This window comes from Pannonibacter sp. Q-1, from assembly GCF_054073275.1.
In genome coordinates this window covers 256,829-280,957 of sequence record NZ_JBSXNB010000007.1, presented here as the reverse complement: position 1 = coordinate 280,957, position 24,129 = coordinate 256,829, and the positions used below count along the sequence as shown (strand labels likewise).

Below are 24,129 nucleotides of genomic sequence, written 5' to 3'. Positions count from 1 at the left end.
CCATGGCCAGCGTGCGTCATCCTGATGTGGCGGAAGTCTGGTCCTGGCTCGCCGAAGTGCCGGACCCGGAAATTCCGGTGATCAGCCTCACCGATCTCGGCATCATCCGGGATGTGGCCTGGCAGGATGAAACGCTGGTGGTGACGGTGACGCCCACCTATTCCGGCTGCCCGGCAACCAGCATCATCAACCTCGACATCGAGGCGGCGCTGCGGGCAAAGGGCATTGCCGATCTGCGGCTGGAGCGGCGCCTGTCGCCGCCCTGGACGACGGACTGGCTGACGCCGGAGGGGCGCGAAAAGCTGCGCCAGTATGGCATCGCCCCGCCCATCGACGGCACGGCGCCCGATGGCCGTGTTGCTGAGCAGATTGCGGGCCGTGTGGCGCGGCTCGTCTCCGGCAGCAACCTTGCGATCACCTGTCCGCGCTGCGGCTCGGCAGCCACGCAGAAGGTCAGCCAGTTCGGCTCGACCCCCTGCAAGGCCAGCTACCGCTGCACGGACTGTCTTGAACCCTTCGACTATTTCAAGTGCATCTGAGGACGCAAGCCATGGCCCGTTTTCATCCGCTGACCGTCACCGGTGTGCGCCGCGAAACCCGCGATGCGGTGGTCGTCACCCTTGCCCCGCGTGAGGAGGACCTTCCGCTTTTCGGCTTCACGCAAGGCCAGTATCTGACCTTCCGCCGCGAGTTTGACGGCGAGGAGCTGCGCCGCAGCTATTCCATCTGCGCAGGGCTCGATGAGGGCGTGCTGAAGGTGGGCATCAAGCGGGTGGATGGCGGGGCCTTTTCCACCTGGGCCAACGAGGCGCTGCACCCCGGCGACGTGCTGGAGGCCATGCCGCCCATGGGCCGCTTCTTCACGCCGCTCGACCCGGAGGCGGGGCGCCAGTATCTCGGCTTTGCCGGGGGCTCGGGCATCACGCCGGTGCTGTCGATCATCAAGACGGTGCTGGCCCGCGAGCCGCGCTCGAAATTCACCCTCGTCTATGCCAACCGGCAGATCAGCTCCATCATGTTCCGCGAGGAGCTGGAGGACCTGAAGAACCTTTATCTCGGACGCTTCTCCGTCATCCACGTGCTGGAGCAGGAGGGGCAGGAGATCGACCTCTTCACCGGGCGGATCGACGCGGAGAAGATGAAGGCGCTTTTCACCCACTGGATCGACGCCAGTGCTGTGGACACGGCCTTCATCTGCGGGCCGGAGCCGATGATGCTGACCATCGCCGCCAGCCTGCGCGAGCATGGGCTGGATGACAGCCAGATCCGCTTCGAGCTGTTCGCTTCCGGCCAGCCAGGCCGGGCGAAGGCGCCTGCCGTCTCCCGCTCTGCCGTTGCGCCGGGCACGGGCACGCAGGCCTCGGTGACGCTCGATGGCCTGACCCGCAGCTTCGAGATGGGCCGCGACGGTCAGACCATTCTGGAAGCCGCGCTCGCTGCCAGCCTCGACGCGCCTTATTCCTGCCGGGCGGGCGTCTGCTCCACCTGCCGCTGCAAGGTGCTGGAAGGCGAGGTGGAAATGGCCGTCAACCACGCGCTGGAAGACTATGAGGTGCGCGCCGGTTACGCGCTCTCCTGTCAGGCCCGCCCGCTGACGGACAAGGTGGTGGTGACCTACGACGAATGAGGCCACCCGGAACCTTGGAATGACAAGACTTTTGACAACCTGCGACCTCTCCACCGTCATCCTCGGCCTTGTGCCGAGGATCTAACCAAATCAATGGCTTGCAGATGGCCGGGACAAGCCCGGCCATGACGAAAGAGAAAAAGTCCTGCTTTGTCATTGCCCTCAACCCGCCTCTGGCGGGCAGGATTATTGAAAGAAGGAAATGCCCATGACTGCCGCCCCGCGCCGTCTTGAAAGCCATGTTTGCGGACGCTGGATTGCCGGAACCGGCGAGGGCCAGCTTCTGCGCGATGCGGCCACCGGAGCGCCGGTGGCGGAAGTGGATGCCACCGGCCTCGACTTTGCCGCCGCGCTCGACTACGGGCGGCGGACCGGCGGGGCGAAGCTGCGCGCCATGTCCTTCCACGACCGGGCGGCGATGCTGAAGGCGCTTGGCCTCCATCTGATGGAGCAGAAGGAAGCGCTCTACGCCGAGAGCCTGCACACGGGCGCGACCCGCGCCGATGGCTGGATCGACATCGAGGGCGGCATCGGCACCATGCTGACCTTTGCCTCCAAGGGCCGGCGCGAGCTGCCCAACACCCGCGTCTTGACCGATGGCGATGTGGAGCCCCTGTCCCGCGACAACAGCTTCAGCGCCCAGCATATCCTGACGCCGCTGCGCGGTGTGGCCGTGCACATCAACGCCTTCAACTTCCCCGTCTGGGGCATGCTGGAAAAGATCGCGCCCACCCTGCTGGCGGGCGTGCCCTGCATCGTCAAGCCGGCAAGCCAGACCGCCTATCTGACAGAACTGTGCGTGCGCCAGATCATCGCTTCGGGCATTCTGCCGGAAGGCGCGCTGCAACTGATCTGCGGCAGCGTCGGTGATCTTCTCGATCATGTGACCGGGCAGGACGCGGTGACCTTCACCGGCTCTGCCGCAACGGGCCGCAAGCTGAAGGCGCATCCGGCCGTGGTGGCCAATGCGGTGCGCTTCACCATGGAGGCCGACAGCCTCAACGCGGCGATCCTCGGCCCTGACGCTGCGCCGGGCACGCCGGAATTTGACCTCTTCGTCAAGGAAGTGGCCCGCGAGATGACCGCCAAGGCCGGGCAGAAATGCACCGCCATCCGCCGCGTCATGGCCCCGCGTGCCCATGTGGAGCCGCTGATTGACGCCCTGCGCGAGCGGCTGGCCAAGGTGCTGCCGGGCCTGCCGGGCGAGGAGGCAACGCGCATGGGTGCGCTCGCCAGCCTCGACCAGCGGCAGGAAGTGCGCGAGCGCATCGCCGGACTGAAGGCGGACGCCGAGATCGTTGCGGGCAACCCGGATGACGTGCGCCTTGCCTCGGGCGATGCGGAGGCCGGTGCCTTCCTCAACCCGGTGCTGATGTATTGCGCGAGGCCCTTCGAGGCGGGCGCCGTGCATGATGTGGAGGCCTTCGGGCCGGTGTCCACCGTCATGCCTTATGATGATCTGGAAGAAGCCGTGGAACTGGCCCAGATGGGCAAGGGCTCGCTGGTGTCCTCGGTGTTCACCGATGATCCGCATGTGGCGGAGGAGATGGTGCTGGGCCTCGCGCCCTTCCATGGCCGCGTGCTGATCGGCAACCGCGCTTCCGCCAAGTCCTCCACCGGCCATGGCTCACCGCTGGCACCGCTGGTGCATGGTGGGCCGGGCCGGGCAGGGGGCGGCGAGGAAATGGGCGGCATGCGCGGCGTCAAGCACTACATGCAGCGCACCGCCGTGCAGGGCGCGCCCCGGCTGCTCTCCGCCGTCACGGGCCGCTGGATCGAGGGCGCAGAGGCACAGCAGGGCGTCCATCCCTTCCGCAAGTCCCTCGCAGAACTTGCCATCGGCGACCAGATCGTCACCGCCGCCCGTGCGGTGACGCAGGAGGACGTGGAGCATTTCGCCCATTTCACCGGCGACACTTTCTATGCCCACATGGATAGCGAGGCGGCCAGGGCAAATCCCTTCTTCGACGACCGGGTCGCCCACGGCTACCTCATCGCCTCCTTCGCCGCCGGGCTGTTCGTCGATCCGGCACCGGGCCCGGTGCTGGCCAATTACGGCGTCGACAACCTGCGCTTCCTGACGCCGGTCTATTTCGGCGACACGCTGCAGGTGCGCCTGACCTGCAAGGAAATCAACCCCCGCGCCAATGCCGAACACGGCGAAGTGCGCTGGGACTGCCAGGTCACCAACCAGTCCGGAGAGGTCGTGGCGCAATACGACGTGCTCACCATGGTCGCCAAGACATGGCCGCCGGTGGCGGAGGCGGTGAAGGCGGCGGAGTAGGGGGGCGCGAGTGCGCTCAGCCCCGCATCAGGCACTGAGTCACCCCGGCCAAGCGCAGCGCGAGCCGGGGCCTACTCGCTCCCAGAGAGATGCCGAACACCACCGCAGATGACACGAAGTGTGTCTCATGTGCCTTCCGTTGCCTTTTCACCGCTCTGCAAGCGAGTGGTCCCCGGGTCTTCGCTTCGCTCCGCCCGGGGTGACGGCGGAGAGGGTGTGAGGCTTTGCGGCGTCACCGGGGCAGGGAATAGAACAAAAAAGGAACTTTCTTGCTTTCTGGTAGGATATTATGCTACTTTTCCTGAAGGCAAGGAGATCCGCCATGCAGAATGCCGAGAAGATCAGCGTGACAATGACGCCCGAGATGATGCAGGTCATCCGTGCCAGTGTCGCTTCAGGCGAATATGCGTCGACAAGTGAGGCGCTTCGGGATGCAGTGCGTATCTGGCAGCGCGAGCGGCAGGAGCATGCCGAACGCATGGCGGCCATCCGCCAGCGGGTGAAGGCCTCTGCCGATGATCCCCGGCCCTCCGTCAGCGCGGATGAAGTCATGACGCGCCTGCAAGCCCTTCACGCGGAAACGGTGAAAGGGCATGACGGTGAAGGCCGTTGAGGTCACCTTCCGGGAAGCCGCCATCAGCGATATTCAGGATGTGTACCGCTGGGTTTATGAGGTCAGCCTCGACCCTGAGACAGCGCAGCGTTTTACCTCCCGGCTGGTGCAGGCTTGTCTGCGCATAGGCGATGTTCCGTCCGGCGGACGGCCGAGAGATGATCTGCTGCCCGGACTGCGCATGGTTCCCTTCGAGAAGCGGGCGGTCATTGCATATGTGATCAAGGACGGCACGGTCGAGATCACCAATGTCTTCTATGGTGGCCGTGACTACGAGAGCTTGCTGAGGGAGTAAGGCGCCAGAGCACATTGGCTCAGGCCTCATTCGGGTCCACTGCCTGGCGTGCGTGCGAGGACCCGGCAGGCCGCAGGCGGCAGCTTCTCGCTGCCACCGCCCAGGCAGGATCAGGCTGCCGCTGCGCCGGAACGGTTCAGCGAGCCGTCCAGATCGCCAATGATATCGGCGGTTTCTTCAAGGCCCACGGACAGGCGGATCAGACCTTCGGAGATGCCATGCGCGGCCCGTTCTTCCGGCGTGTAGGTGGAATGAGTCATCGAGGCCGGGTGCTGGATCAGGCTTTCGCAGTCGCCGAGCGACACGGCACGCCGGATCATCATCAGGCGGTTCATCAGCGTGGCCCCGGCCTCAAAGCCGCCCTTCAGCTCAAAGGCGATCATGCCGCCGAAGCCCGGCATCTGACGGCGGGCGAGATCATGCTGGGCGAAGCTTTCCAGGCCCGGATAGTATACCTTGGCCACTGAGGGATGGGCCGCGAGGAAGCGGGCAACCTCCATCGCGGAGGCGCAGTGGCGCTCCATGCGCAGCTTCAGCGTCTTCAGGCCCCTGAGCACCAGATGGGCATTGAACGGCGCCATCACGGCTCCTGTCATGTCCTTCATCCCGACCAGACGGATCTGCTGGATGTCCGCGCCCGGACCCACCGCAATGCCGCCGACCAGATCGCCATGGCCGCCCATGTACTTGGTTGCCGAATGCACGACGATGTCGGCTCCCAGCTCGACCGGGCGGGTCAGGACCGGGGTCGCGTAGGTGTTGTCGACCACGGTGCGCGCACCGGCCTTGCGGGCAATCGCGGAGATGGCAGCAATATCGACCAGCCGCATGTTCGGGTTCGCCGGCGTTTCGAAATAGACGATCTTCGTCTTGCTGCTGATCGCCGCTTCCAGATCGGCCGGGCTGGTCAGGTCGACATGGGTGATCGTGATGCCGAAGCGGGCGAGGCCGTGGCGCAGGAAGGCGAAGGTGCAGCCGTAGAGCGTCTTGTCGGTGATGACTTCATCCCCCGGCTGCAGGAAGGTCCAGAGCACCGAGGTGATCGCGCCCATGCCCGAGGCCAGCGCGAGCCCGGCCTCCGCCCCCTCGAGCACGGCGCAGCGCCGCTCCAGCAGATCCAGCGTCGGGTTGGAAATGCGCGAGTAGAAATAGCCCCCCTCGCGGCCGGCGAAGATCGCCGCGCCCTGTTCGGCGCTGTCAAAGGCGAAGGTGGAGGTGAGATGCATCGGCGGCGTCAGCGCACCCTCGTTCTCCATCGGGTCATAGCCGTGATGGATGGCGCGCGTTGCAAAGCCGGCGTTGGACTTCAGGGTCATGGGCTGTTCCTCCAGATCAGATCGTGCAAGGAGAATACTGCTGACAGGCTGGCAGGTGCTTTCAAGATATGCCACTTTATGCGTATGATTTGGCAGATATTGCCAACACGAGCCGGAGCCGCGATCGCTGATGCCACAATTGGACCTCAAGGACCGCCAGATCATCCGCGCCTTGCAGGAGGATGGCCGCCTGACCAATCAGGAGCTTGCCGGGAAGGTGAACCTGTCGCCGTCGCCTTGCCTGCGCCGGGTACGGCTTCTGGAAGAGCGCGGCGTCATTAAGGGTTATGCGGCCAAGGTCGATCCGGCGGCCTGCGGACTGGAGATCACCGCCTTCATCCGCATTTCCCTGCAGCGGCACGAAGGGGCGAATGTCTCGGACTTCGAGGCGCGTGTCCGCCGCATCCCGGAAATCCTCGCCTGCTATCTGATGACCGGCGAGGCCGACTATCTGCTGCGCGTCGTCGTCGCCGACCTGAAGGCCTATGAGGCCTTCGTCCGCGATCAGTTGCACCATATCCCCGGCATTGCCTCCATCAACACGAGCCTTGTCTATGGCGTGGTCAAGGAAACCAGTGTGTTTCCGTGACAAGGATCTGCCGCTTTGCGTGAGAATTTCAGACCGCAGCCGGGCTGAGCCCTTCCCATTCCCTCACCTGACCGCCTTGATCCCCTCCAGGATCAGCGTCGTGGCGACGCCGGCGTAGTCTTCGCGGCTGATGCGGCCGCCGTCGCGGAACCACATGTAGACCCAGTTCATCATGCCGAAGAGCGACATGGTGACGGGCATGAGCAGCGGGCGTTCGGGGCTGTTGAGGTCCGGGTTGATCAGTTCGAGTACGGTGGAAAAGCGCCGCACGATCCGGCGCTCCAGCGCGGTGATGCCGGCCTTCTGCTCGTCCGAGAGGGCGGAGGTGGCGTTGAGCTGGACCTTGTGCTGGTTGTCCGCGCCCCGGTAGTTCTCCAGAACCGCGCCGACCAGCCGCCGCAGCCTGTCGCCCGGCGGCAGGGCCGGGTCATCGGCGGCCTCGATGGCCTCGTCCAGCGCTTCAAGATGTGTGACGATGATGGCGTAGATCAGCGCGTCCTTGCTCGGATAATAGTGGTAGAGCAAGGCTTTGGACACCTGCGCAACGCTGGCGATCTGGGACATGGAGGCTTTTTCCATGCCCTGCTCGGCGAAGACCTGCGCAGCCTTGTCCAGAATGCTGCGCTGCTTCTCTTCAAAGTCTGCTGCCCGCGTGCGAGCCATCTTGCTGTTCCTGTTCATGACAAACGGGCGGATTGCGCGTTGTTTAGCCGATCCGGCCCCGCTTGTCAGGGGTTCGCCCCAGGGCTGTGATGCCGCAGGGGCTTGATATATTGCCGCTCAGACGCCGCACGGGCTTGATGATTGGCCGCTCAAGCGCCGCACGGGCTGTTTAAGCCAAGGCGCTGAGATGCTGGCGCATCACGCCTTGGACCGCTCAAGCGCCGCACGGGCTTCATTCCTTCGGCCTGTTGTCCACCACCCGCTTGGCCTTGCCTTCCGAGCGGGCAACGCCGCCGGGGGGCGTGATGTTGATGCGGGTCGAGACGCCGACCACGGCCTTGATGTGATGCGCAAGTTCTCCGGCGGAGGCCTTGCGGGTGTCATCGCCCGCCATCTCCGGCGTGCATTCCACATGCACGGTCATGGTGTCCATGCGCCCGTCGCGGTTCAGCTCGATCTGGAAATGCGGGGCAAGGCCCTTGCACTTGAGGATCTGCTCCTCGATCTGCGTCGGGAACACGTTGACGCCGCGCAGGATGATCATGTCGTCGCTGCGGCCGGTGATCTTTTCGATGCGCCGCATGGACCGGGCGGTGCCGGGCAGAAGCCGCGTCAGGTCGCGGGTGCGGTAGCGCACCATCGGCAGGCCTTCCTTGGTGAGGGTGGTGAACACCAGCTCGCCCATCTGACCATCGGGGAGCACCTCGCCCGTCACTGGATCGATGATTTCCGGGTAGAAATGGTCTTCCCACACATGCAGGCCGTCCTTGGTCTCCACGCATTCCTGCGCCACGCCCGGCCCCATGATTTCCGACAGGCCGTAGATATCAACCGCGTGCATGTCGAAGGCCTGCTCGATTTCCTCGCGCATGGCGTTGGTCCAGGGCTCGGCGCCGAAGATGCCGGTTTTCAGCGAGGACTGGCGCGGATCAAGCCCCTGACGGCGGAACTCATCGAGGATTGCCAGCATGTAGGACGGGGTGACCATGATGATGTCCGGCTGGAAATCGCTGATCAGCGTCACCTGCCGCTCGGTCTGGCCGCCGGAAATCGGCACCACGGTGCAGCCCAGCCGCTCCGCGCCGAAATGGGCGCCAAGGCCGCCGGTGAACAGGCCATAGCCATAGGCATTGTGCAGCATGTCCCCCGGCCGCCCGCCGGCGGCGCGGATGGATCGGGCCACCAGATTGGCCCAGACGTCAATGTCATTGGCGGTATAGCCGACAACCGTGGGCTTGCCCGTGGTGCCGGAAGAGCCATGCACCCGCGTCAGCTTGTTGCGCGGCACGGCGAACATGCCGAAGGGGTAGGTGTCGCGCAGGTCCTGCTTGGTGGTGAAGGGGAAGCGGGCGATGTCCTTCAGGCTCTTCAGCTCTTCCGGGTGCACGTCATGCTCGATGAAGCGCTTGCGGTAGAAGGGCGAATTCTCATAGGCGTGCTTCAGCGACCGCTTCATGCGGTGAAACTGCAGCGCCTCGATCTCGTCACGCGACGCGGTCTCGATCGGGTCGAGCGACTTGCGGTCCGGCGTCAGGTCTTTCATGGTCTCCTCCCCAGGATATCCAGTCTCATGCTTGGTTTCGTGCGCTCACGGGGCGCATGTGAGTCTTGCTGTCAGTTCCCGTCCATTTCTGGCTCCGAGCCCCCCACCCCTCACCCCTCCCCACGAGGGGGAGGGGGGCTGAGAGGCTGTGCCGTGAGCCGGTTCCAGCGAGGGGGGCAGGGGCTCAATCTGTTCCTGCTGGCACGGCCTTTCCGCTCCCCTCCCCCTCGTGGGGAGGGGGTAGGGGTGGGGGGCTGCCTCTCCGGCTGGCAGGGCAACAAAGGCTGGCGACCGTCAGTTCCTTCCTCTGGTCCCTCCCAATAAATCTTCCGTCCTTCAGTTCATCTCAGGCTCCGCGCCCCCCACCCCTCACCCCTCCCCACCAGGGGGAGGGGGCTGAGAAGCTGTGCCGTGACCCTCACTCCTCGGGAATATGCGTGCCCTTGATCGTGCGGCAGTGGCCGCGGAATTCGGCGAGGTGCTGGCCGTCCTGATTGGTGATGCGCACGTCGTAGATGCCCGAGCGGCCCTGCCGCGACACTTCCACGGCCTGTGCCGTCAACTGGTCGCCGATGCGGCCGGGCAGGAGGTAGGTGATGGAACAGTGCTGCGCGACGGCGTGCTGGTTGCGGCTGTTGCAGGCAAAGGCGAAGGCGCTGTCGGCCAGCGTGAACAGATAGCCGCCGTGGCAGGTGCCGTGCCCGTTGGACATGGCGGCGGTGATGGTCATGCTGATCGTTGCGGTGCCGGGGCCGACCGCTTCAAGGCGCATGCCAAGCTCTTGCGTGGCGGTGTCGCCTTCCCACAGGGAGCGGGCGGAGGCTTCGGCGATGTCCTGCGGGGTCATGGCGCTGAGCGGTTTCATTGGCCCTTGAACTCCGGCTTGCGCTTCTCAAGAAAGGCGGTGACGCCTTCGGCATAGTCGGCGCTGCGCCCGGCCTGGCGCTGCAGGTCGCGCTCCATGTCGAGCTGTTCGTCCAGCGAGTTGGTGGCCGCCGCCTGAATGAGCCGCTTGGTGAGGCCCAGACCCAGCGTAGGACCGGCGGCGAGCGAGGCGGCCAGCGCCTCGGCTTCGCCCATCAGCGCGTCATCTTCCACGGCCTTCCAGATCAGGCCCCAGCTGGCGGCGGTTTCGGCGGGCAGGGGCTCGGCGGTCAGCGCCAAAGCCTTGGCGCGGGGCTCGCCCAGGATGCGGGCAAGGCTCCAGCTGCCACCGGCATCCGGAATGAGGCCGATCTTGGCAAAAGCCTGAATGAAGCGGGCGGATTTTGCCGCCAGAACGATGTCGCAGGCCAGCGCGATATTGGCGCCAGCCCCTGCGGCCACGCCGTTGACGGCGCAGACAACGGGCTTTTCGAGGCTGCGGATCAGGCGGAGCGTGGGGTTGTAGAAGGTTTCCAGCGTGTGGCCGAGGTCCGGCGCCGGGCCGCCCTTGCGCGGGTCGCGGTCGCCCAGATCCTGCCCGGCACAAAAACCGCGGCCTGAACCCGTCAGCAGCACGGCGCGCACGGCGGCATCCTCATGGGCGCGGGTCAGGCCCTCGCGCAGGGCAAGGTGCATCTCTTCGTTGAACGAATTGAGCTTTTCCGGCCGGTTCAGCGTCAGGCGCAGCACGCCGTTGTCCAGCGCCACCAGAACGGTGCTGGTTGCAGGTTGGGGCATGGTCTTTTCTCCTCCCGTCCGGGCCATGGGACCGGACATAAAAAGCTCTTGCATAAACCGACCGGCCGGTCAATGATAATCCTCGCCGGTCAGGGATGGGCCGGCGGGAGGACTTCGCAAGGACCTGTTGGACGGCTGCTCGCCGGGCATTGCCCGCAGGCAGCGCTGATCTGTGTCCCTGCCGTTATACCCCCGTTCGGGCAGGCCAGAGGAGTGGCCGTTCGGATGGGCCGCATCCCGAAGAGAGAGATAGACCGGTCCGGTTTCCGTGGGAGGAGAGCATGAAGACCTATTTGACGACAACTGCGCTGGCAGTGGCGGCCGGGCTTGGCCTTGCCACCAGCCTTGTCACTGGCGCACTCGCCGAAATCCGCATTGGCGCATCTATTTCCGCAACCGGCCCGGCGGCCTTCCTGGGCGATCCGGAAGCCAGGACGCTGGAAATGCTGGTCGAGGAAATCAACGCCAAGGGCGGCGTCAACGGCGAGAAGATCACCCTCATTTCCTATGACGACGGCGGCGACCCCAACAAGGCCCGCACCTTCGCCTCCCGCCTTGTGGAGGATGACGAGGTGGTGGCCATCATCGGCGGCACCACCACCGGCACCACCATGTCGATCCTGTCGGTGGCGGAAGATGCGGAAGTGCCGTTCATCTCGCTGGCCGGTGCCATCGACATCATCAGCCCGGTGAAGCCGCACACCTTCAAGACCCCGCATACCGACCGCATGGCCTGCCAGAAGATCTTCGAGGACATGAAGACGCGCAGCCTGACCAAGATCGGCATGATTTCCGGCACGGATGGCTTCGGTGCCTCCATGCAGGCGCAGTGCAAGTCGGTGGCCGGTGACTATGGCATCGAGATCCTTGCCGACGAGACCTATGATCCCAAGGACGCCGACATGACGGCGCAGCTGACCAAGATCAAGGCCACGGCCGGCGTGCAGGCGGTGCTGAACCCCGGCTTCGGCCAGGGCCCGTCCATCGTGACGCGCAACTACAAGCAGCTGGCCGTTGGCCTGCCGTTCTACCAGTCTCATGGTGTTGCCTCCGATGGCTTCATCAAGCTGGCGGGCGAGGATGCGGCCGAAGGCGTGCGCCTGCCGGGCACGGCGCTGCTGGTGGCGGACCTGCTGCCGGAAGGCGACCCGCAGAAGCCTGCGGTGGAGGCCTACAAGGCCGCATTTGAAGCGCGCACCGGCACGCCGGTCAGCACCTTCGGCGGCTATGCCAATGATGCCTTCCTCATCCTCGTGGATGCGCTGACGCGGGCCGGCTCTGCCGAGCCGAAGGCGATCCGCGATGCCATCGAGGCAACCTCCGGCCTTGCCGGCACCACGGGCATCTACACCATGTCGCCGGAAGACCACCTCGGCCTCGACCTCTCCGCCTTCCGCATGCTGGAAATCAAGGGCGGCAAGTGGACGCTGGTGGAGTGAGGTGACGAGGGGGGCTCTGCCCGCCGGAGAGGCTGTTCCCCCCACCCCTCACCCCTCCCCACGAGGGGGAGGGGTGCGGAGGGGCCCAGCCGCAGGGAACGGGTAATCCCTTCTGAATCTTGAACAAACGGGTTCGTGGCACAGCGTTTCAGCCCCCCTCCCCCTGGTGGGGAGGGGTAAGGGGTGGGGGGCTGTGAGCCTGCAAGGGGCAGAAGGCTTGATGGTTTCCTGAAGAACGTATCGTGAGGAACTGTTGACCGGGATCGTTTTTTCTCTGCCCGCCGGAGAGGCTGTTCCCCCCACCCCTCACCCCTCCCCACGAGGGGGAGGGGAATGGAGAGGCCCAGCCGCAGGGAACAGACTGCACCTTTCTCCTCCTTGCGAGGATTGGTTCCTGCCTCGGCCTCTCCGCCCCCTCCCCCTTGAGGGGAGGGGCCGGGGGTGGGGGTAACGGACTGAGAACACGGGGTATTTTCGTTGCAGATGCGCTGTCCGGAGATGAGGAGCGGCTATTCGGGGCCTTCCGTGGAGTACCCCCACCCCTCCCCTCAAGGGGGAGGGAAACAGAGACGCGCTGCAACAAGAAACACATGCCATCTGCACCTGCTGCAATGACCACTGCATATCCAGCCGGAGACTGACATGCCGGAACTGCTGCAATTTCTTTTTTCGGGGGTGACGGTCGGGGCGGTCTATGCGCTTGCGGCGCTTGGCTTCACCATCATCTACAACGCGTCGGATGTGGTGAACTTTGCGCAGGGCGAGTTCGTGATGCTGGGCGGGATGATCACCGTCTTTGCCCATCTCGCCGGGGCGCCGCTGCCGCTGGCGGCGCTGCTCGCCATCGTCATCACCGCGAGCCTGGGCGTCGCCATGAACAAGCTGGCGATCGAGCCCGCGCGCGGGGCGCCCGTGGTGTCGCTGGTCATCATCACCATCGGTGCGTCGATTTTCATCCGGGGCGCGGCGCAGCTGATTTTCGGCAAGCAGATCCACAGTTTCCCGGCCTTTTCCGGCGATGCGCCGTTCCATATCGGCGGGGCGACGATCCTGCCGCAGAGCCTGTGGGTGATTGGCGGGGCGGTGGCCGTGTTCATCGGCCTGTGGCTGTTCTTCACCCGCACCCTGCTGGGCCGCGCGGTGCTGGCCACGTCCAACAATCCGCTGGCGGCGCAGCTGGTCGGCATCAACACCGGCTTCGTCATGACGCTGTCCTTCGCCCTGTCGGCGGGCATCGGCGCGCTGGCGGGCGTGCTGGTGACGCCGATCACGCTCACCTCCTATGACGTTGGCCTCGGCCTTGCGCTGAAGGGCTTTGCGGCGGCGATGCTGGGCGGCATGGGCAACCCGAAAGGCGCGCTGGTGGGCGGCTTGACGCTGGGCCTGCTGGAGGCGCTGACGGCGGGCTACATCTCCTCGCAATACAAGGATGCCGCCGCCTTCCTCGTCATTCTCGCGGTTCTCTTCTTCCTGCCGCAGGGTCTGTTTGGCCGCAAGGCCACGGAGCGGGTGTAAGCGATGCGACTGTCTTCCAAAGCAACGGCACTTCTCGTTCTGGCGCTGCTGGTGGCGCTGGCGCCGCTCCTGTTCCCCTCCGGCTTCTATTACCGGGTGGGCGCGCTCATCTTCGTCAACGGCCTCGCCGTCACGGGCATCGTCATCCTGACCGGCTGGGCCGGGCAGGTCAGTCTGGGCCATGCGGGCTTTGCCGGGATCGGCGCCTATGCCTGCGCGCTCGCCCCCGTTCACCTCGGCCTGCCGCCGGTGTTCGCCGTGGTGCTGGGCGCGGTGGTGTCCGGGCTGCTGGCCTATCTGGTCGGCCGGCCGATCCTGCGGCTCAAGGGCTATTACCTCGCCATCGCCACGCTCGGCATGGGCATCCTGATTTCCATGGTGCTGAACAACGAGCGGGCGCTGACACGCGGGCCGGACGGCATCGACGTGCCGGAATTCGGCCTGCGCGCCGTGCTGAAAGGCATCGGGCTGGACCTGACGAACGGCCAGTTCTGGTATTTTTTCTGCGGGCTTTGCCTCATCCTCGGGGCGTGGCTTGCGCTCAATCTCTACAACAGCCCCACGGGCCGGGCGCTGCGGGCGCTGCATGGCTCGGAAGTGGCGGCCGGAACGGTGGGCGTCGATGTGGCGGCGGCAAAGCTGCAGGCCTTCGTGATTTCCGCCGTCTATGCCTCCGTCTCCGGCTCGCTGCTGGCGCTGCAGAACAAGTTCATCACGCCGGATGTGGCGGGCTTCATGCATTCGGTCGAGATGGTGACCATGGCCGTGCTGGGCGGTGTGGGCTCGGTGATGGGCGGCATCTTCGGCGCGGCGGTTCTGACCCTGCTGCCGCAGGTGCTGACCGTCTTTGCCGAATATGAGCAGCTGGTTCTGGGTCTGGTGATGATCCTGGTGATGATCTTCCTGCGGCAGGGGGTGATCCCGTCCATTCTGCGCAAGATCAGGGGAGGCGAGGGATGAGCCTGTTGTCGATCGAGGGCCTTGGCATCAGCTTCGGCGGGCTGAAGGCAGTGCATGATGTGTCCTTTGCGCTGAAGCCCGGCGAGATCGTCTCCGTCATCGGGCCGAACGGGGCGGGCAAGACGACGCTGTTCAACATGATCTCCGGCATCTACCAGCCGGGTGCGGGCAAGGTGAAGCTGAACGGCGAGGATGTGACCGGCATGCCGCCGCATCTTCTGGCCCGGCGCGGCATGTCGCGCACCTTCCAGAACCTGCAGATCTTCCAGCAGATGAGCGTGCTGGAGAATGTCACCGCCGGGTTTCACCTGAAGGAGCGCGGCTCCGTGCTGGCTGACCTCTTTGCCCTTCCCGCCTCCCGCCGCCGCAGCAAGGCGGCAGAGGAGGGGGCACGGGCGCTGCTGAAACGGGCCGGGCTGGAGCGGGCGGCAGAGCGCGAGGCGGCCAGCCTCTCCTATGGCTCGCTGAAGCGGCTGGAAATTGCCCGGGCGCTGGCGCTGTCCCCGAAGGTGCTGCTGCTGGATGAGCCGGCGGCGGGCTGCAATGCGGTGGAGACGGAAGAGATCGACCACCTGATCGCCGAAATCGCCGCCGCAGGCACCGCCATCCTGCTGGTGGAGCATGACATGAAGATGGTCATGCGCATTTCGAACCATATCGTCGTGCTGGACCATGGCGAGAAGATCGCCGAAGGGGACCCGGCCGGCATCAGCCGCAACCCGGCTGTCATTGCCGCCTATCTGGGAGCTGATCATGCTGCTGGTTGAGGGCCTGCGTGCCCGTTATGGCCGGATCGAGGTGCTGCATGGCCTCGACCTTTCCGTCAATTCGGGCGAGACCGTCGCCGTGATCGGCGCCAATGGCGCGGGCAAGACGACGCTGCTGCGCTGCCTGTCCGGCGTGCATCCCCTTGCGGCCGGCTCCATCACCTTCCGGGGCGAGACGCTGACAAAGGTGCCCTCGCACCGGCGTCTGGCGCGCGGGCTCGCCCAGTCTCCCGAAGGGCGGCAGATCTTCACCAACCTGACGGTGGAGGAGAACCTGCGGCTCGGGGCCTATCTCTTCGATGATGACCGGGTGGCAAAGGACATGGACGATGCCTTCCACATGTTCCCGGTGCTGCGGGAAAAGCGCAATCTGGCGGCGGGCGGCCTGTCCGGCGGGCAGCAGCAGATGCTGGCCATGGCCCGCGCGCTGATGGGCCGGCCCTCGTGCCTCCTGCTGGACGAGCCGTCGATGGGGCTGGCACCGATCATCGTCGCCCAGATCTTCGACGTGGTGAAAAGCCTCAAGGCGCTGGATGTGACCGTGCTTCTGGTGGAGCAGAACGCCTTCGGCGCCCTGAAGATCGCCGACCGGGGCTATGTGATGGAAACCGGCAAGATCACCATGCAAGGCCCCGCCCAGGACCTCATCGCCGACCCGCGCATCCGCGAGGCCTATCTGGGGATTTGAGGGGAGCGCTGCGGCCAGTGGAGACGCTTCCCTCTTATCTTCAGCGCACAGCTTCTCCGCCCCCCTCCCGACGCGGGGGCCGTGTTTGCATCGGACTGCCAGTCAGGCACCACTTCCTCTCCCCCCTTGAGGGGGAGATGCCCCCGTCAGGGGGCAGAGGGGGGTAACGGCCCGTCCGTTCATACGAAAGGTGATGCCGTCCTGAGGCGCTGCCACCCCCCTCTGTCAGCTTGCGCTGACATCTCCCCCTCAAGGGGGGAGAGGGGCGCTGCGGCTTGAGGAAGCGCTTCCTTCTCATCTTCAGTGCAAGGCCTCTCCGCCCCCCTCCCCCTGGTGGGGAGGGGTTAGGGGTGGGGTGGAAGGCCTTTCCGGCTGGCACAGTGTCCATTGATTTCAGACAGCTGCTCTTCGTGTTATTTACTGAAGAAAATATCTATTTTTCAGTTGGTTGCGGACCCCGAGCCCCCCACCCCTTACCCCTCCCCACCAGGGGGAGGGGGGCGGCAGGCGTCCTTTCGAAAAACAAACGCCTCATTGCGGGCAGTTTCCGGACCTGATGTATGAACCGGCAGCTCAAGGGGGGCTGTCAGAGCTGGCCCAATATCCTGCGGCAGCGTTTGCCAATCTCATGCACGGCGCGCTCCAGAATGCGGGAGGGATCGCCTGCCGCCTCCACGATGGCAGTGGCGGTGCCTTCGCTGCGGCTTGAGACCTGCTCCGCCAGATCCTTCACGCGCCGTATCGTGGTAGCGGGGCTGAGGCCGTTGTCCTCTGCCAGTGCCTTCCAGTCATCGGCCCTGAGGTCCGCTGCCTTGTAGCGGCCGCCGATGGCCTGCGGCAGGCTCTGGTCCACATGGCGGTAGACGGCAGCGCACATCAGGTCATAGAGCGGGGCAAGCCTCGCCGACCCGCCCGCACCGATTAGCACGGAATGGTTCTTGGCATGGGAATCCGAGTTGCAGATCAGCACGTTGAAGATGACCGCATCCAGCAGCTTCAGCCGCTCGGCCGGGCTGACCAGCGTATGGATCGCGGCAAACATCATCTTCAGCGTCACGCCCTGCCCGCCGGTCATGCGCTCGTATTTCTGTGCCGGAAACTGGCCGGTGAGCTGGCACAAGTCTTCCTGATGCAGCCGCCGCAATTCCCCTTGCCCGTCGGTGAAGCGGTCGTAGCGCTCCACCAGCAGATAGCGCCGCTTTCCGGCCGTGCCGATGGATGCGCGGGCGGCCTCCAGCCCGCAGGCGCGTGCCAGCGCAAGGCAGAAGGCCTCATTCTCGACACTGCCCGCCAGATGGCGCGTGTCCGGCTTGAGGATGTGGGTCGAGGGCGTGCCATCCACGGGAATGGCCAGGGTGCCCTCCGGCGTCACGAAGACCGGCAGCTTCTCCTGCACGCCGGCCAGAGACATGGAAACGCCGCGCTCGCCGGCGAGAAAGGGCCGTGCCGGAAGCTCGTCCAGAATGCGCTCCAGCGCGGCGTCACCGGGAACCGGCATCAGGTGGATGCCGGATTTGCGCGGCGCGCCGATGGAAAGGGCGCCTGCCGTATCCCGGCCGATGTGGCTGAGCAGGCCGACGATATCCTGCGGCGAGACCTTCAGCTTCTGGCCGATTTCCGCCAGATGCGTTTCGGGCAGAAGGTTGGCCAGCCAGGGCAGCAGCCGTCCGGCCTCCACAGGGCCGGAGCGCAGCGGCATGGTCAGCGAAACGGGAAAGGCCGCCCGGCGCGCCTCCCAGCCCGGCTCGTAGTCCAGCCGCCATTCTCCATCGAAGCGCAGCTGCGCGACGGGGAGGTTCTCGTAGAAGATCGCGGTCATCGGCCTTCCCCGAAGTCGGGCAGGAAGGCCAGATCGCCGTCCTCCGGGGGCATTGCGGGGGAAGGGGCAGGGCGTGCCTGCCGCAGGTCGCCGATTTCAAGGCCCACGGTGCGGGCAACGGTCAGCGCCTTTTCCAGATGGCAGCCCGGCTTGCCGGACTCCAGCTCGACGATGAAGCGCTCGCCCGTGCCGGAGCGGGCGGCAAGTCCCGCCTGTGTCCAGCCAAGCGCCTTGCGCTGTTTGCGGATCGCGGCGCCGAAATCCCCAGCGGTTCTGAACAAGCGGCTTCTCCCTGCTTGTCTTACCGTACAGGAAGAAAGCCGGTGGTTCAATGTCAATCTTCCCGTTCGGGATGAAAGCTGCTTTTCCAGCGGCAGGCTTCCCGTCCGGTAAGTTTTCTGACGGCCCGGCTCTCCGGTCTCAGCCTTTGATCTCCACCTCGAACAGCGCGCCGCGGCCGGACGGGAGGCAGCAGGCGTGGCCGCCGTGGGCGGCGGCGATGTCCGCAACGATGGCCAGACCCAGGCCGCAGCCGTTGTCCATGTCGAGGCTGCGCCGGAAGAAGCGGTCGAACACCCGCTCGCGCAGGTCTTCCGGCACGCCCGGCCCGTCGTCCTGCACGCTCAGCCGCACGGTTTCCGGCTGGAAGTCCAGCGTCACGGTCAGCTCACCGCCGGGCTTCAGGGCGTAGCGGACGGCATTGTCGAGAAGATTGGCCAGCATTTCCTCAACCATCACCGGATCGCAGGTGACGGGCCTTGCCTCGCCCTCCATGGCAAAACTGACCGCAACATCGCGGCGCATCTGGATCTCGGCAAAGGCACGCACGCGCTCGGCCACGAGGGCGGCGAGATCGGCCTGCGTGAACAGCGAGCGCAGGCTGCGGCCGCGCACCCGCTCCATCGACAGAAGCTGGTTGGTCAGCCGGCCGGTGGCCCTTGCCGAAACGGCGATGGCGCTCACCCGCTTGCGCAGCGTTTCCTCATCCGGTGCAGACAGGGCGGCTTCCGCCTGGCTGACGATGGAGGCAATGGGATTGCGCACCTGATGGGCGGCGTCGGAGATGAAGGCGGCCCGGATCTCGAAGGCCTTGGCGAGCCGCGAGAAGAGCGAGTTTGTCGTCTCCACCAGCGGCCGCAGCTCCTTCGGCACCCAGCGCCGGATGGGGCGCAGGTCGTCCGGCGTGCGCAGGCTGATGGCATTGCGCAGGTCCAGAAGCGGCTTGAGGCCCAGCTGGATGCCGAACCACAGGATCAGCGCCGCCGACAGGATGACGGTGCCAAGCAGCAGCAGGGATTCCGTCAAGAGTTCCTGGCTCAGCGCGCTGCGCTGCGTGGTGGTCTGCCACACTTCAACGGTGACCCAGCCATTGAAGCGGGGATGGGCAATGAACTCCCGCAGCACGACCGAACGGACCTCGCTGCCGAGATAAATGCTGTCAAAGAAGCTGGGCTGGCCGCTCTGCAGGCTGATGTCCTCCGGAATCCGGGGGGAGTGGGAATAGCCGGTGACGAAGCTGCCGCCCGGGCCGGTGATGCGGTAATAGACCGGGTCCCCCAGGGCGGTGGTCAGCTCTTCGAGGAGCGGCTCGGTCAGCATGTCGCCTTCGGAAATGATCACATCGCGGGAGATCGTCAGGGCGACCGCCAGCAGCGTCTTGTCATAAAGCTGGCGCGACAGGTTCTGCGCCGCTTCATAACGGGCATAGGCGCCGAAGGCGGCAATGATGACCAGCGGCACGATCAGCAGCAGGAACAGCCGCGCGCGCAGGGAGAGCCGGTTCATGCGGGGTCCGTGTCCAGCATGTAGCCGAGGCCGCGCGCGGTCCGGATCTGGACGCCGCTGCCCTCAAGCTTGCGGCGCAGGCGGGAAATCAGCAGTTCGACGGCATTGGCCTCGACTTCCGCCCCGGTGCCATAGAGCGATGCGGTGATATGCTCCTTGGCCAGAAGCCGCCCCCTCTGGTCGAGCAGCAGCTCGAACAGGGTCAGTTCGCGGCGGGGCAGGTCCAGCCTTTCGCCATCCCGGTAGACCGTCCGCTGCTGCCGGTCATAGGTCAGGCTGCCGGCCGTTTCGATCTGCGGCGCAACCTGCGGGCGGCGGCGGGACAGGGCCCGGAGGCGGGCGAAAAGCTCTGCCATTTCGAAGGGCTTGACCAGATAGTCATCGGCCCCCGCATCCAGTCCGTTGACCCGGTCGGAGGTCTTGCCCATGGCGGTCAGCATCAGCACGGGCGTTGCATCCCCGCGCTGGCGCAGGCGGCGGGTGAGCTCTATGCCGGTCAGTCCCGGCAGGTTGACGTCAATGATGATGACGTCGCAGGTCTCTGTTCTGAGAAATTCTTCCGCGGCCAGCCCGTCGTCGAGATGGTCGACCGCATGACCCTGATCCTTCAGCGCATTCTCGATGCCCTGTGCCAGGCTCATGTTATCTTCGACGAGGATTATTCGCACCTTCGTGCCTTCTGTTGTCAGACAGGTTACGGACAGCAAACTTTCGTAATGTGCGATCAAGCAGACTTGACGAGGAGAAATCAAGTCCGCTTCCATCAGAAGATAAGAATTGGCTGCATCCTGATGCTGTTCAGGGGCCGGGGGAGGAATGATCCATTGACTTTGTTTGCACTGACGCGCCAGGGCGCGAGGGATCCGGCTGCAACGCTGTTTACAGCGGGACTGCAGGCCCCGGCGGGATGTGACCTGGCCCCGGGCGCGGATGCGGCCCGGGCCTCCAGAGAAAACCTCCACTAGAGCCGGGATCCTGATTTCCTGCCCGTCCGGTGCGGCGATGCGTGCTGTCACGCCTTGCCATGCGCCTTCCAGATCTCATCAAACATCTTGAGAACCTGCGGATCGCCGCGGTGTTCACGGAGTTATGACCGTGATTGACACGTTACTGTCTGCGCTTGGCACGCTTTTGTCTTTCCAGCACCTGTTCTACATGCTCATCGGCGTGTCGGTTGGGCTTGTGATCGGGGTGATCCCCGGCCTTGGCGGCATCGCCGGGCTGTCGCTGCTGATCCCCTTTCTCTATGGCATGAACGAGATCAGCGCGCTGGCGATGCTGATCGGGCTTGTCGCCGTGATCCCGACCTCGGACACGTTCTCCTCGGTGCTGATGGGCATTCCCGGCTCCTCCGCCAGCCAGGCGACCGTGCTCGACGGCTTTCCGCTGGCCCGGCAGGGGCAGGCGGCGCGGGCCCTGTCGGCCGCCTTCATCTCCTCCATGGCGGGGGGCATCTTCGGTGCCATCATCCTGACCGGCTTTGTCGTCATCGCCCGGCCGCTGATCCTCTCCTTCGGCTCGGCGGAGCTGTTCATGCTGGCGCTCTTCGGCCTGTCCATGGTGGCGGTGCTGGCCGGGCGCAGCCTTGCCAAGGGGCTGGCGGCCTGCTGCATCGGCCTGATCATCGGCTCCATCGGCGGGGCGCCGGCCACCGGCGAGTTCCGCATGATCTTCGGCTTCGACTATCTGTATGACGGCATCCCGCTGGTCATTGTCGGCCTCGGCTTCTTCGCCATTCCCGAGATCGCCGATCTCCTGCGCAAGAATTCCGCCATCGCCTCGGGCAATGCCCTTGGCTCGGGCTGGTTCCAGGGCCTCCGCGACTGGTGGGCCAATATCTGGCTGTCCGCCCGCTGCTCCGGCTTCGGCTGCATCATCGGCGCCATTCCCGGCCTCGGCGGCTCGGTCGTCGACTGGATCGCCTATGGCCATGCGGTCCAGACCGTCAAGAAGGACCCGCAGTTCGGCAAGGGCGACATCCGCGGCGTCATCGCCCCGGAAAGCTCCAACAACGCCATGCAGGGCGGCGCCCTGCTGCCCACCATGCTGTTCGGCATCCCCGGCTCCGGCGCCATGGCCGTCTTCCTCGGCGGCATGGTCCTGCTCGGCATCCAGCCCGGCCCCTCCATGGTGGGCGCGGACCTCAACATCACCTATTCGGTGATCTGGTCGCTGGCGCTCGCCAATGTCATGGGCGCGGGCATCTGTCTGGCCCTGGCCATTCCCATCGCCAAGCTGACCCAGATCCCGTTCCAGCGCCTTGCGCCCTTCATGATCGTGCTGATCTGCTTTGCCGCCTTCCAGGCCACCCGCTCGCTCGCCGATCTCGTGGCGCTGCTGTGCCTCGGCGTCCTCGGCGTGCTGATGAAGCGCTTCGGCTGGCCGCGCCCGGCGCTGCTGATCGGCTATGTGCTCGCCCCCCAGGCCGAGACCTATCTCTATCAGGCGCTGCAGTTCAACGGCTGGGACTTCGTCTTCCGCCCGGGCGTCATCGCCATCGCCCTGATGACGCTGGCCTCCATCTGGTTCGGCCTGCGCAACCGCATCGACGAGCACGGCCATGTGGTGCCCAACGTGGATGATGCGCCCGACGTGCCGTCCCTGCGCGCGCATCTGCCCCAGATCACCTTCGCCGTGGCCATGGCAGGGGCCTTGCTGATCGCCCTCAACGACGCGCTCCGCCATGACTTCCTCGCCCAGGTCTTCCCCCTGTCCGTTTCCATCATCGGGCTGGTGATGCTGGCCATCCTGATCCCGCAGCTGGTGCGGGGCAAGACCGGGCATCACTCGCATTTCGATGCGGAACTGACGGGCGATCACGTCGGCCAGCCGGGCATCGGCAACCTGTGGGGCGGCCTTGCCTGGATCGCGGGCCTCGTCGGCCTCACCGCCCTCATCGGCTTCTATGGCGCGCTGCTGCTGTTCTTCCCCGTCTTCCTCATCGTCAGGGCAAGGGCCGGACTGCTCGCAACCCTCCTGATGACCGCAGGGGCCGCCGGCGTCATCCTCACCCTCGCATGGGCCCTCTCCCTCAACTTCCCGTCAGGCATGCTGCAGGACGCAATGGACCTGCCCTGGCCATTCCGATAAGCAAAACCTGACCCGCCCAGAACAAACGGGCGGGTCAGCCTTTCTGGCAGATCTGTTCGAGGATCTCGATGAAGGCGCGCACGCGCGGCTTTTTCTTCCAGTCCTCGTGGGTGGCCACCTGAAACCGGGCGCGGTAGGAGAAGAGGTCGGGGCGGATGGACCGCATCAGGCCCTGACCGACGAACTGGGCGGCGAAATGATCCGGCAGGTAGCCGAGATAGGCGCCGGACAGGATCAGATGGGCCTCGGCCTCCATGTTGGAAACGGTGGCATGCGGGGCCGTGATGGCGAAAATCTTGATGTCCCGCGCGGCCCAGTAGCTGCGGCCGATGATCCGGTGTCTGCGCACGGTCTCGATCTCGATCTCGCTGTCCGGCACGGCAAACAGCGGATGGTTCTTGCCGCAGTAGAAATTCTGGGTCTCGTCATAAAGGTCGATATAGGCAAGGCCCAGCGACACGCGCGGGAAGCTGCTGATGGCCAGATCCAGCTTCTGCCCCACCACATCGCGCAGCAGCTCGCCCGGCGGGCGGGTTTCCACGGAAAAGCTGATATTGGGCGCCGTCTCCACCATCGCGGCCACGGCGGCGGCGAAAGGGGAGTTGGGATCGGTGATCGTATTGTCGACGATGCCGATCGACAGGGTGCCGGTGAGCCGTGATTTCAGCCCCGAGACGCGCTTGCTGAACTGCTCCAGCGACACAAGCATCCGGGTTGCCTCGTCAAAGACCTGGCGGCCATGCTCCGTCAGCGAAAAGCCCGAGCGCCCGCGGTTGCACAGCTTCACCCCGAGGCGCTGCTCCAGGGCGGAGATCTTTTCCGAAATGCTGGAGAGGGAGAGATTCAGCTCCGGCTGCGCAGCACTGAGGCCACCGGCCTCCACCACGCGGATGAAGATGCGGATGAGGCGGATATCCGCCGTGTCGAGACTGATCTGTCCGTGGGGAATAAGCTCCCGGTTCACGCTAGCTCCAGCTGCCAGTGGCACATGCATGTCAGCTTAGTCCTCCTTCAGCGCGAAGCCAACGCCGCACACCGGGCAGGTGCGGCGCCGGGATCAGGTTCCGATTGCGTCAGCCGGTGACGAAATAGGCCTTGCGGCAGGTCTCGACGACCTCGAAGCGGCCGGTGAAGCCCTTTTCCATGAAGTAGCTCTGCCCCGCCGAGAACCGCTGCGGAGTGCCGCCCTCCGGCGTGATCACGACAGCGCCGGACAGGATGTGGGCCAGCTCGAAAAAGGGATAGTCTTCCATGCGCTCCGCATAGGGCGTTGCCTCCCAGAGCCCGCAGGTCTTGCCGTCCTGATCAAAGACGACGGCGCCCTGTTCGGCGGGAGCTGCGCTGAGCAGGCTTTCTGCAGGCACCACCTGGCAAGGTTCGAGGCCCGCCGGGCCATCTGCAGTCATCGCGGTGAGTTTGGTCATTGGAACTTCCCCGGAGAGTTGCTGCGCGGCTGTCCCTGATGCCAGGGCTT

The 24,129-nt window shown here is 65.4% G+C and carries 23 protein-coding genes; 12 read left to right on the top strand and 11 right to left on the bottom strand.

Annotated features, from left to right (window positions below; translation table 11 throughout):
* The first annotated feature begins 2 nt into the window (after positions 1–2).
* From paaD to ACVNHC_RS19765, 5 genes are all read left to right on the top strand, one after another.
* Positions 3–539: a 1,2-phenylacetyl-CoA epoxidase subunit PaaD gene (paaD, locus tag ACVNHC_RS19785; RefSeq protein WP_186424532.1), complete on the top strand. Its 537-nt coding sequence runs from the start codon at positions 3–5 to the stop codon at positions 537–539.
* Positions 540–550: 11 nt separating this feature from the next.
* A complete protein-coding gene (gene paaE / locus ACVNHC_RS19780; RefSeq protein ID WP_457168949.1) occupies positions 551–1,627 on the top strand; it encodes a 1,2-phenylacetyl-CoA epoxidase subunit PaaE in 1,077 nt (358 codons plus the stop codon).
* A 208-nt stretch (positions 1,628–1,835) separates the two neighbouring features.
* A complete protein-coding gene (gene paaZ, locus ACVNHC_RS19775) occupies positions 1,836–3,911 on the top strand; it encodes a phenylacetic acid degradation bifunctional protein PaaZ (RefSeq protein ID WP_457168947.1) in 2,076 nt (691 codons plus the stop codon).
* Between the two features lie 322 nt (positions 3,912–4,233).
* Entirely contained in the window at positions 4,234–4,524 is a 291-nt protein-coding gene (locus tag ACVNHC_RS19770) for a type II toxin-antitoxin system ParD family antitoxin (RefSeq protein ID WP_058901054.1), read from the top strand.
* A complete protein-coding gene (locus tag ACVNHC_RS19765; protein ID WP_348771033.1) occupies positions 4,505–4,819 on the top strand; it encodes a type II toxin-antitoxin system RelE/ParE family toxin in 315 nt (104 codons plus the stop codon). The genes ACVNHC_RS19770 and ACVNHC_RS19765 overlap by 20 nt, the downstream gene beginning before the upstream one ends.
* Positions 4,820–4,929: 110 nt before the next feature.
* Here the strand turns inward: ACVNHC_RS19765 and ACVNHC_RS19760 are convergent, their stop codons facing one another.
* On the bottom strand, positions 4,930–6,135 hold the full coding sequence (locus ACVNHC_RS19760) for a methionine gamma-lyase (RefSeq protein ID WP_457168944.1): 1,206 nt from the start codon (positions 6,133–6,135) through the stop codon (positions 4,930–4,932).
* 130 nt (positions 6,136–6,265) lie between these two features.
* Between ACVNHC_RS19760 and ACVNHC_RS19755 the strand changes: the two genes are divergently transcribed.
* The gene (locus ACVNHC_RS19755; RefSeq protein WP_208977150.1) at positions 6,266–6,724 is read left to right on the top strand and encodes an Lrp/AsnC family transcriptional regulator; all 459 of its coding nucleotides are present in this window, start codon (positions 6,266–6,268) and stop codon (positions 6,722–6,724) included.
* Between the two features lie 63 nt (positions 6,725–6,787).
* On the opposite strand, the gene ACVNHC_RS19750 is transcribed toward ACVNHC_RS19755, so the two are convergent.
* The 4 genes from ACVNHC_RS19750 to paaG all read right to left on the bottom strand — a co-directional run bounded on the left by ACVNHC_RS19750 (position 6,788) and on the right by paaG (position 10,592).
* Entirely contained in the window at positions 6,788–7,387 is a 600-nt protein-coding gene (locus tag ACVNHC_RS19750; RefSeq protein ID WP_050475292.1) for a TetR/AcrR family transcriptional regulator, read from the bottom strand.
* Between the two features lie 232 nt (positions 7,388–7,619).
* Positions 7,620–8,930, bottom strand: coding sequence for a phenylacetate--CoA ligase PaaK (gene paaK, locus ACVNHC_RS19745; RefSeq protein WP_457168941.1), 1,311 nt, complete (start codon positions 8,928–8,930; stop codon positions 7,620–7,622).
* Between the two features lie 418 nt (positions 8,931–9,348).
* Positions 9,349–9,795 (bottom strand): hydroxyphenylacetyl-CoA thioesterase PaaI, encoded by a 447-nt coding sequence (gene paaI, locus ACVNHC_RS19740; protein WP_457168939.1) that lies wholly within the window; start codon positions 9,793–9,795, stop codon positions 9,349–9,351.
* On the bottom strand, positions 9,792–10,592 hold the full coding sequence (gene paaG / locus ACVNHC_RS19735) for a 2-(1,2-epoxy-1,2-dihydrophenyl)acetyl-CoA isomerase PaaG (RefSeq protein WP_457168937.1): 801 nt from the start codon (positions 10,590–10,592) through the stop codon (positions 9,792–9,794). The genes paaI and paaG overlap by 4 nt, the downstream gene beginning before the upstream one ends.
* 281 nt (positions 10,593–10,873) lie before the next feature.
* On the opposite strand from paaG, the gene ACVNHC_RS19730 reads away from it, so the two are divergent.
* The 5 genes from ACVNHC_RS19730 to ACVNHC_RS19710 all read left to right on the top strand — a co-directional run bounded on the left by ACVNHC_RS19730 (position 10,874) and on the right by ACVNHC_RS19710 (position 15,961).
* Complete coding sequence (locus tag ACVNHC_RS19730; RefSeq protein ID WP_457168935.1) at positions 10,874–12,031, top strand: ABC transporter substrate-binding protein; 1,158 nt, start codon at positions 10,874–10,876, stop codon at positions 12,029–12,031.
* Between the two features lie 642 nt (positions 12,032–12,673).
* Positions 12,674–13,546 (top strand): branched-chain amino acid ABC transporter permease, encoded by an 873-nt coding sequence (locus ACVNHC_RS19725; RefSeq protein WP_050475270.1) that lies wholly within the window; start codon positions 12,674–12,676, stop codon positions 13,544–13,546.
* A 3-nt stretch (positions 13,547–13,549) separates the two neighbouring features.
* Positions 13,550–14,506, top strand: coding sequence for a branched-chain amino acid ABC transporter permease (locus ACVNHC_RS19720; protein ID WP_457168932.1), 957 nt, complete (start codon positions 13,550–13,552; stop codon positions 14,504–14,506).
* Positions 14,503–15,273: an ABC transporter ATP-binding protein gene (locus ACVNHC_RS19715; protein WP_019966668.1), complete on the top strand. Its 771-nt coding sequence runs from the start codon at positions 14,503–14,505 to the stop codon at positions 15,271–15,273. The genes ACVNHC_RS19720 and ACVNHC_RS19715 overlap by 4 nt, the downstream gene beginning before the upstream one ends.
* Entirely contained in the window at positions 15,260–15,961 is a 702-nt protein-coding gene (locus ACVNHC_RS19710; RefSeq protein ID WP_119396746.1) for an ABC transporter ATP-binding protein, read from the top strand. The genes ACVNHC_RS19715 and ACVNHC_RS19710 overlap by 14 nt, the downstream gene beginning before the upstream one ends.
* A gap of 586 nt (positions 15,962–16,547) precedes the next feature.
* On the opposite strand, the gene ACVNHC_RS19705 is transcribed toward ACVNHC_RS19710, so the two are convergent.
* The 4 genes from ACVNHC_RS19705 to ACVNHC_RS19690 form a co-directional block, all read right to left on the bottom strand.
* Positions 16,548–17,780 (bottom strand): HipA domain-containing protein, encoded by a 1,233-nt coding sequence (locus tag ACVNHC_RS19705; RefSeq protein WP_457168930.1) that lies wholly within the window; start codon positions 17,778–17,780, stop codon positions 16,548–16,550.
* Positions 17,777–18,061, bottom strand: a complete 285-nt coding sequence (locus ACVNHC_RS19700; RefSeq protein ID WP_457168928.1) for a helix-turn-helix domain-containing protein — start codon at positions 18,059–18,061, stop codon at positions 17,777–17,779. The genes ACVNHC_RS19705 and ACVNHC_RS19700 overlap by 4 nt, the downstream gene beginning before the upstream one ends.
* A 139-nt stretch (positions 18,062–18,200) precedes the next feature.
* On the bottom strand, positions 18,201–19,565 hold the full coding sequence (locus ACVNHC_RS19695; protein ID WP_457168926.1) for a sensor histidine kinase: 1,365 nt from the start codon (positions 19,563–19,565) through the stop codon (positions 18,201–18,203).
* Positions 19,562–20,233 (bottom strand): response regulator transcription factor, encoded by a 672-nt coding sequence (locus ACVNHC_RS19690; RefSeq protein ID WP_050475290.1) that lies wholly within the window; start codon positions 20,231–20,233, stop codon positions 19,562–19,564. The genes ACVNHC_RS19695 and ACVNHC_RS19690 overlap by 4 nt, the downstream gene beginning before the upstream one ends.
* 421 nt (positions 20,234–20,654) lie before the next feature.
* Between ACVNHC_RS19690 and ACVNHC_RS19685 the strand changes: the two genes are divergently transcribed.
* A complete protein-coding gene (locus ACVNHC_RS19685; protein ID WP_082676199.1) occupies positions 20,655–22,655 on the top strand; it encodes a tripartite tricarboxylate transporter permease in 2,001 nt (666 codons plus the stop codon).
* 34 nt (positions 22,656–22,689) lie between these two features.
* Here ACVNHC_RS19685 and ACVNHC_RS19680 read toward each other — a convergent pair whose 3' ends face one another.
* Both ACVNHC_RS19680 and ACVNHC_RS19675 read right to left on the bottom strand, forming a co-directional pair.
* Positions 22,690–23,619, bottom strand: a complete 930-nt coding sequence (locus tag ACVNHC_RS19680) for a LysR family transcriptional regulator (RefSeq protein ID WP_162936511.1) — start codon at positions 23,617–23,619, stop codon at positions 22,690–22,692.
* A 109-nt stretch (positions 23,620–23,728) separates the two neighbouring features.
* Positions 23,729–24,079, bottom strand: a complete 351-nt coding sequence (locus ACVNHC_RS19675) for a cupin domain-containing protein (protein WP_050475331.1) — start codon at positions 24,077–24,079, stop codon at positions 23,729–23,731.
* Between the last annotated feature and the right edge of the window lie 50 nt (positions 24,080–24,129).

Excerpts from the sequence above, each read along its gene's own strand:
- paaD (WP_186424532.1), top strand. The coding sequence starts at position 3 with ATGGCCAGCGTGCGTCATCCTGATGTGGCGGAAGTCTGGTCCTGGCTC.
- paaE (WP_457168949.1), top strand. The coding sequence starts at position 551 with ATGGCCCGTTTTCATCCGCTGACCGTCACCGGTGTGCGCCGCGAAACC.
- paaZ (WP_457168947.1), top strand. The coding sequence starts at position 1,836 with ATGACTGCCGCCCCGCGCCGTCTTGAAAGCCATGTTTGCGGACGCTGG.
- ACVNHC_RS19770 (WP_058901054.1), top strand. The coding sequence starts at position 4,234 with ATGCAGAATGCCGAGAAGATCAGCGTGACAATGACGCCCGAGATGATG.
- ACVNHC_RS19765 (WP_348771033.1), top strand. The coding sequence starts at position 4,505 with ATGACGGTGAAGGCCGTTGAGGTCACCTTCCGGGAAGCCGCCATCAGC.
- ACVNHC_RS19760 (WP_457168944.1), bottom strand. The coding sequence starts at position 6,135 with ATGACCCTGAAGTCCAACGCCGGCTTTGCAACGCGCGCCATCCATCAC.
- ACVNHC_RS19755 (WP_208977150.1), top strand. The coding sequence starts at position 6,266 with ATGCCACAATTGGACCTCAAGGACCGCCAGATCATCCGCGCCTTGCAG.
- ACVNHC_RS19750 (WP_050475292.1), bottom strand. The coding sequence starts at position 7,387 with ATGGCTCGCACGCGGGCAGCAGACTTTGAAGAGAAGCAGCGCAGCATT.
- paaK (WP_457168941.1), bottom strand. The coding sequence starts at position 8,930 with ATGAAAGACCTGACGCCGGACCGCAAGTCGCTCGACCCGATCGAGACC.
- paaI (WP_457168939.1), bottom strand. The coding sequence starts at position 9,795 with ATGAAACCGCTCAGCGCCATGACCCCGCAGGACATCGCCGAAGCCTCC.
- paaG (WP_457168937.1), bottom strand. The coding sequence starts at position 10,592 with ATGCCCCAACCTGCAACCAGCACCGTTCTGGTGGCGCTGGACAACGGC.
- ACVNHC_RS19730 (WP_457168935.1), top strand. The coding sequence starts at position 10,874 with ATGAAGACCTATTTGACGACAACTGCGCTGGCAGTGGCGGCCGGGCTT.
- ACVNHC_RS19725 (WP_050475270.1), top strand. The coding sequence starts at position 12,674 with ATGCCGGAACTGCTGCAATTTCTTTTTTCGGGGGTGACGGTCGGGGCG.
- ACVNHC_RS19720 (WP_457168932.1), top strand. The coding sequence starts at position 13,550 with ATGCGACTGTCTTCCAAAGCAACGGCACTTCTCGTTCTGGCGCTGCTG.
- ACVNHC_RS19715 (WP_019966668.1), top strand. The coding sequence starts at position 14,503 with ATGAGCCTGTTGTCGATCGAGGGCCTTGGCATCAGCTTCGGCGGGCTG.
- ACVNHC_RS19710 (WP_119396746.1), top strand. The coding sequence starts at position 15,260 with ATGCTGCTGGTTGAGGGCCTGCGTGCCCGTTATGGCCGGATCGAGGTG.
- ACVNHC_RS19705 (WP_457168930.1), bottom strand. The coding sequence starts at position 17,780 with ATGACCGCGATCTTCTACGAGAACCTCCCCGTCGCGCAGCTGCGCTTC.
- ACVNHC_RS19695 (WP_457168926.1), bottom strand. The coding sequence starts at position 19,565 with ATGAACCGGCTCTCCCTGCGCGCGCGGCTGTTCCTGCTGCTGATCGTG.
- ACVNHC_RS19685 (WP_082676199.1), top strand. The coding sequence starts at position 20,655 with ATGACCGTGATTGACACGTTACTGTCTGCGCTTGGCACGCTTTTGTCT.
- ACVNHC_RS19675 (WP_050475331.1), bottom strand. The coding sequence starts at position 24,079 with ATGACCAAACTCACCGCGATGACTGCAGATGGCCCGGCGGGCCTCGAA.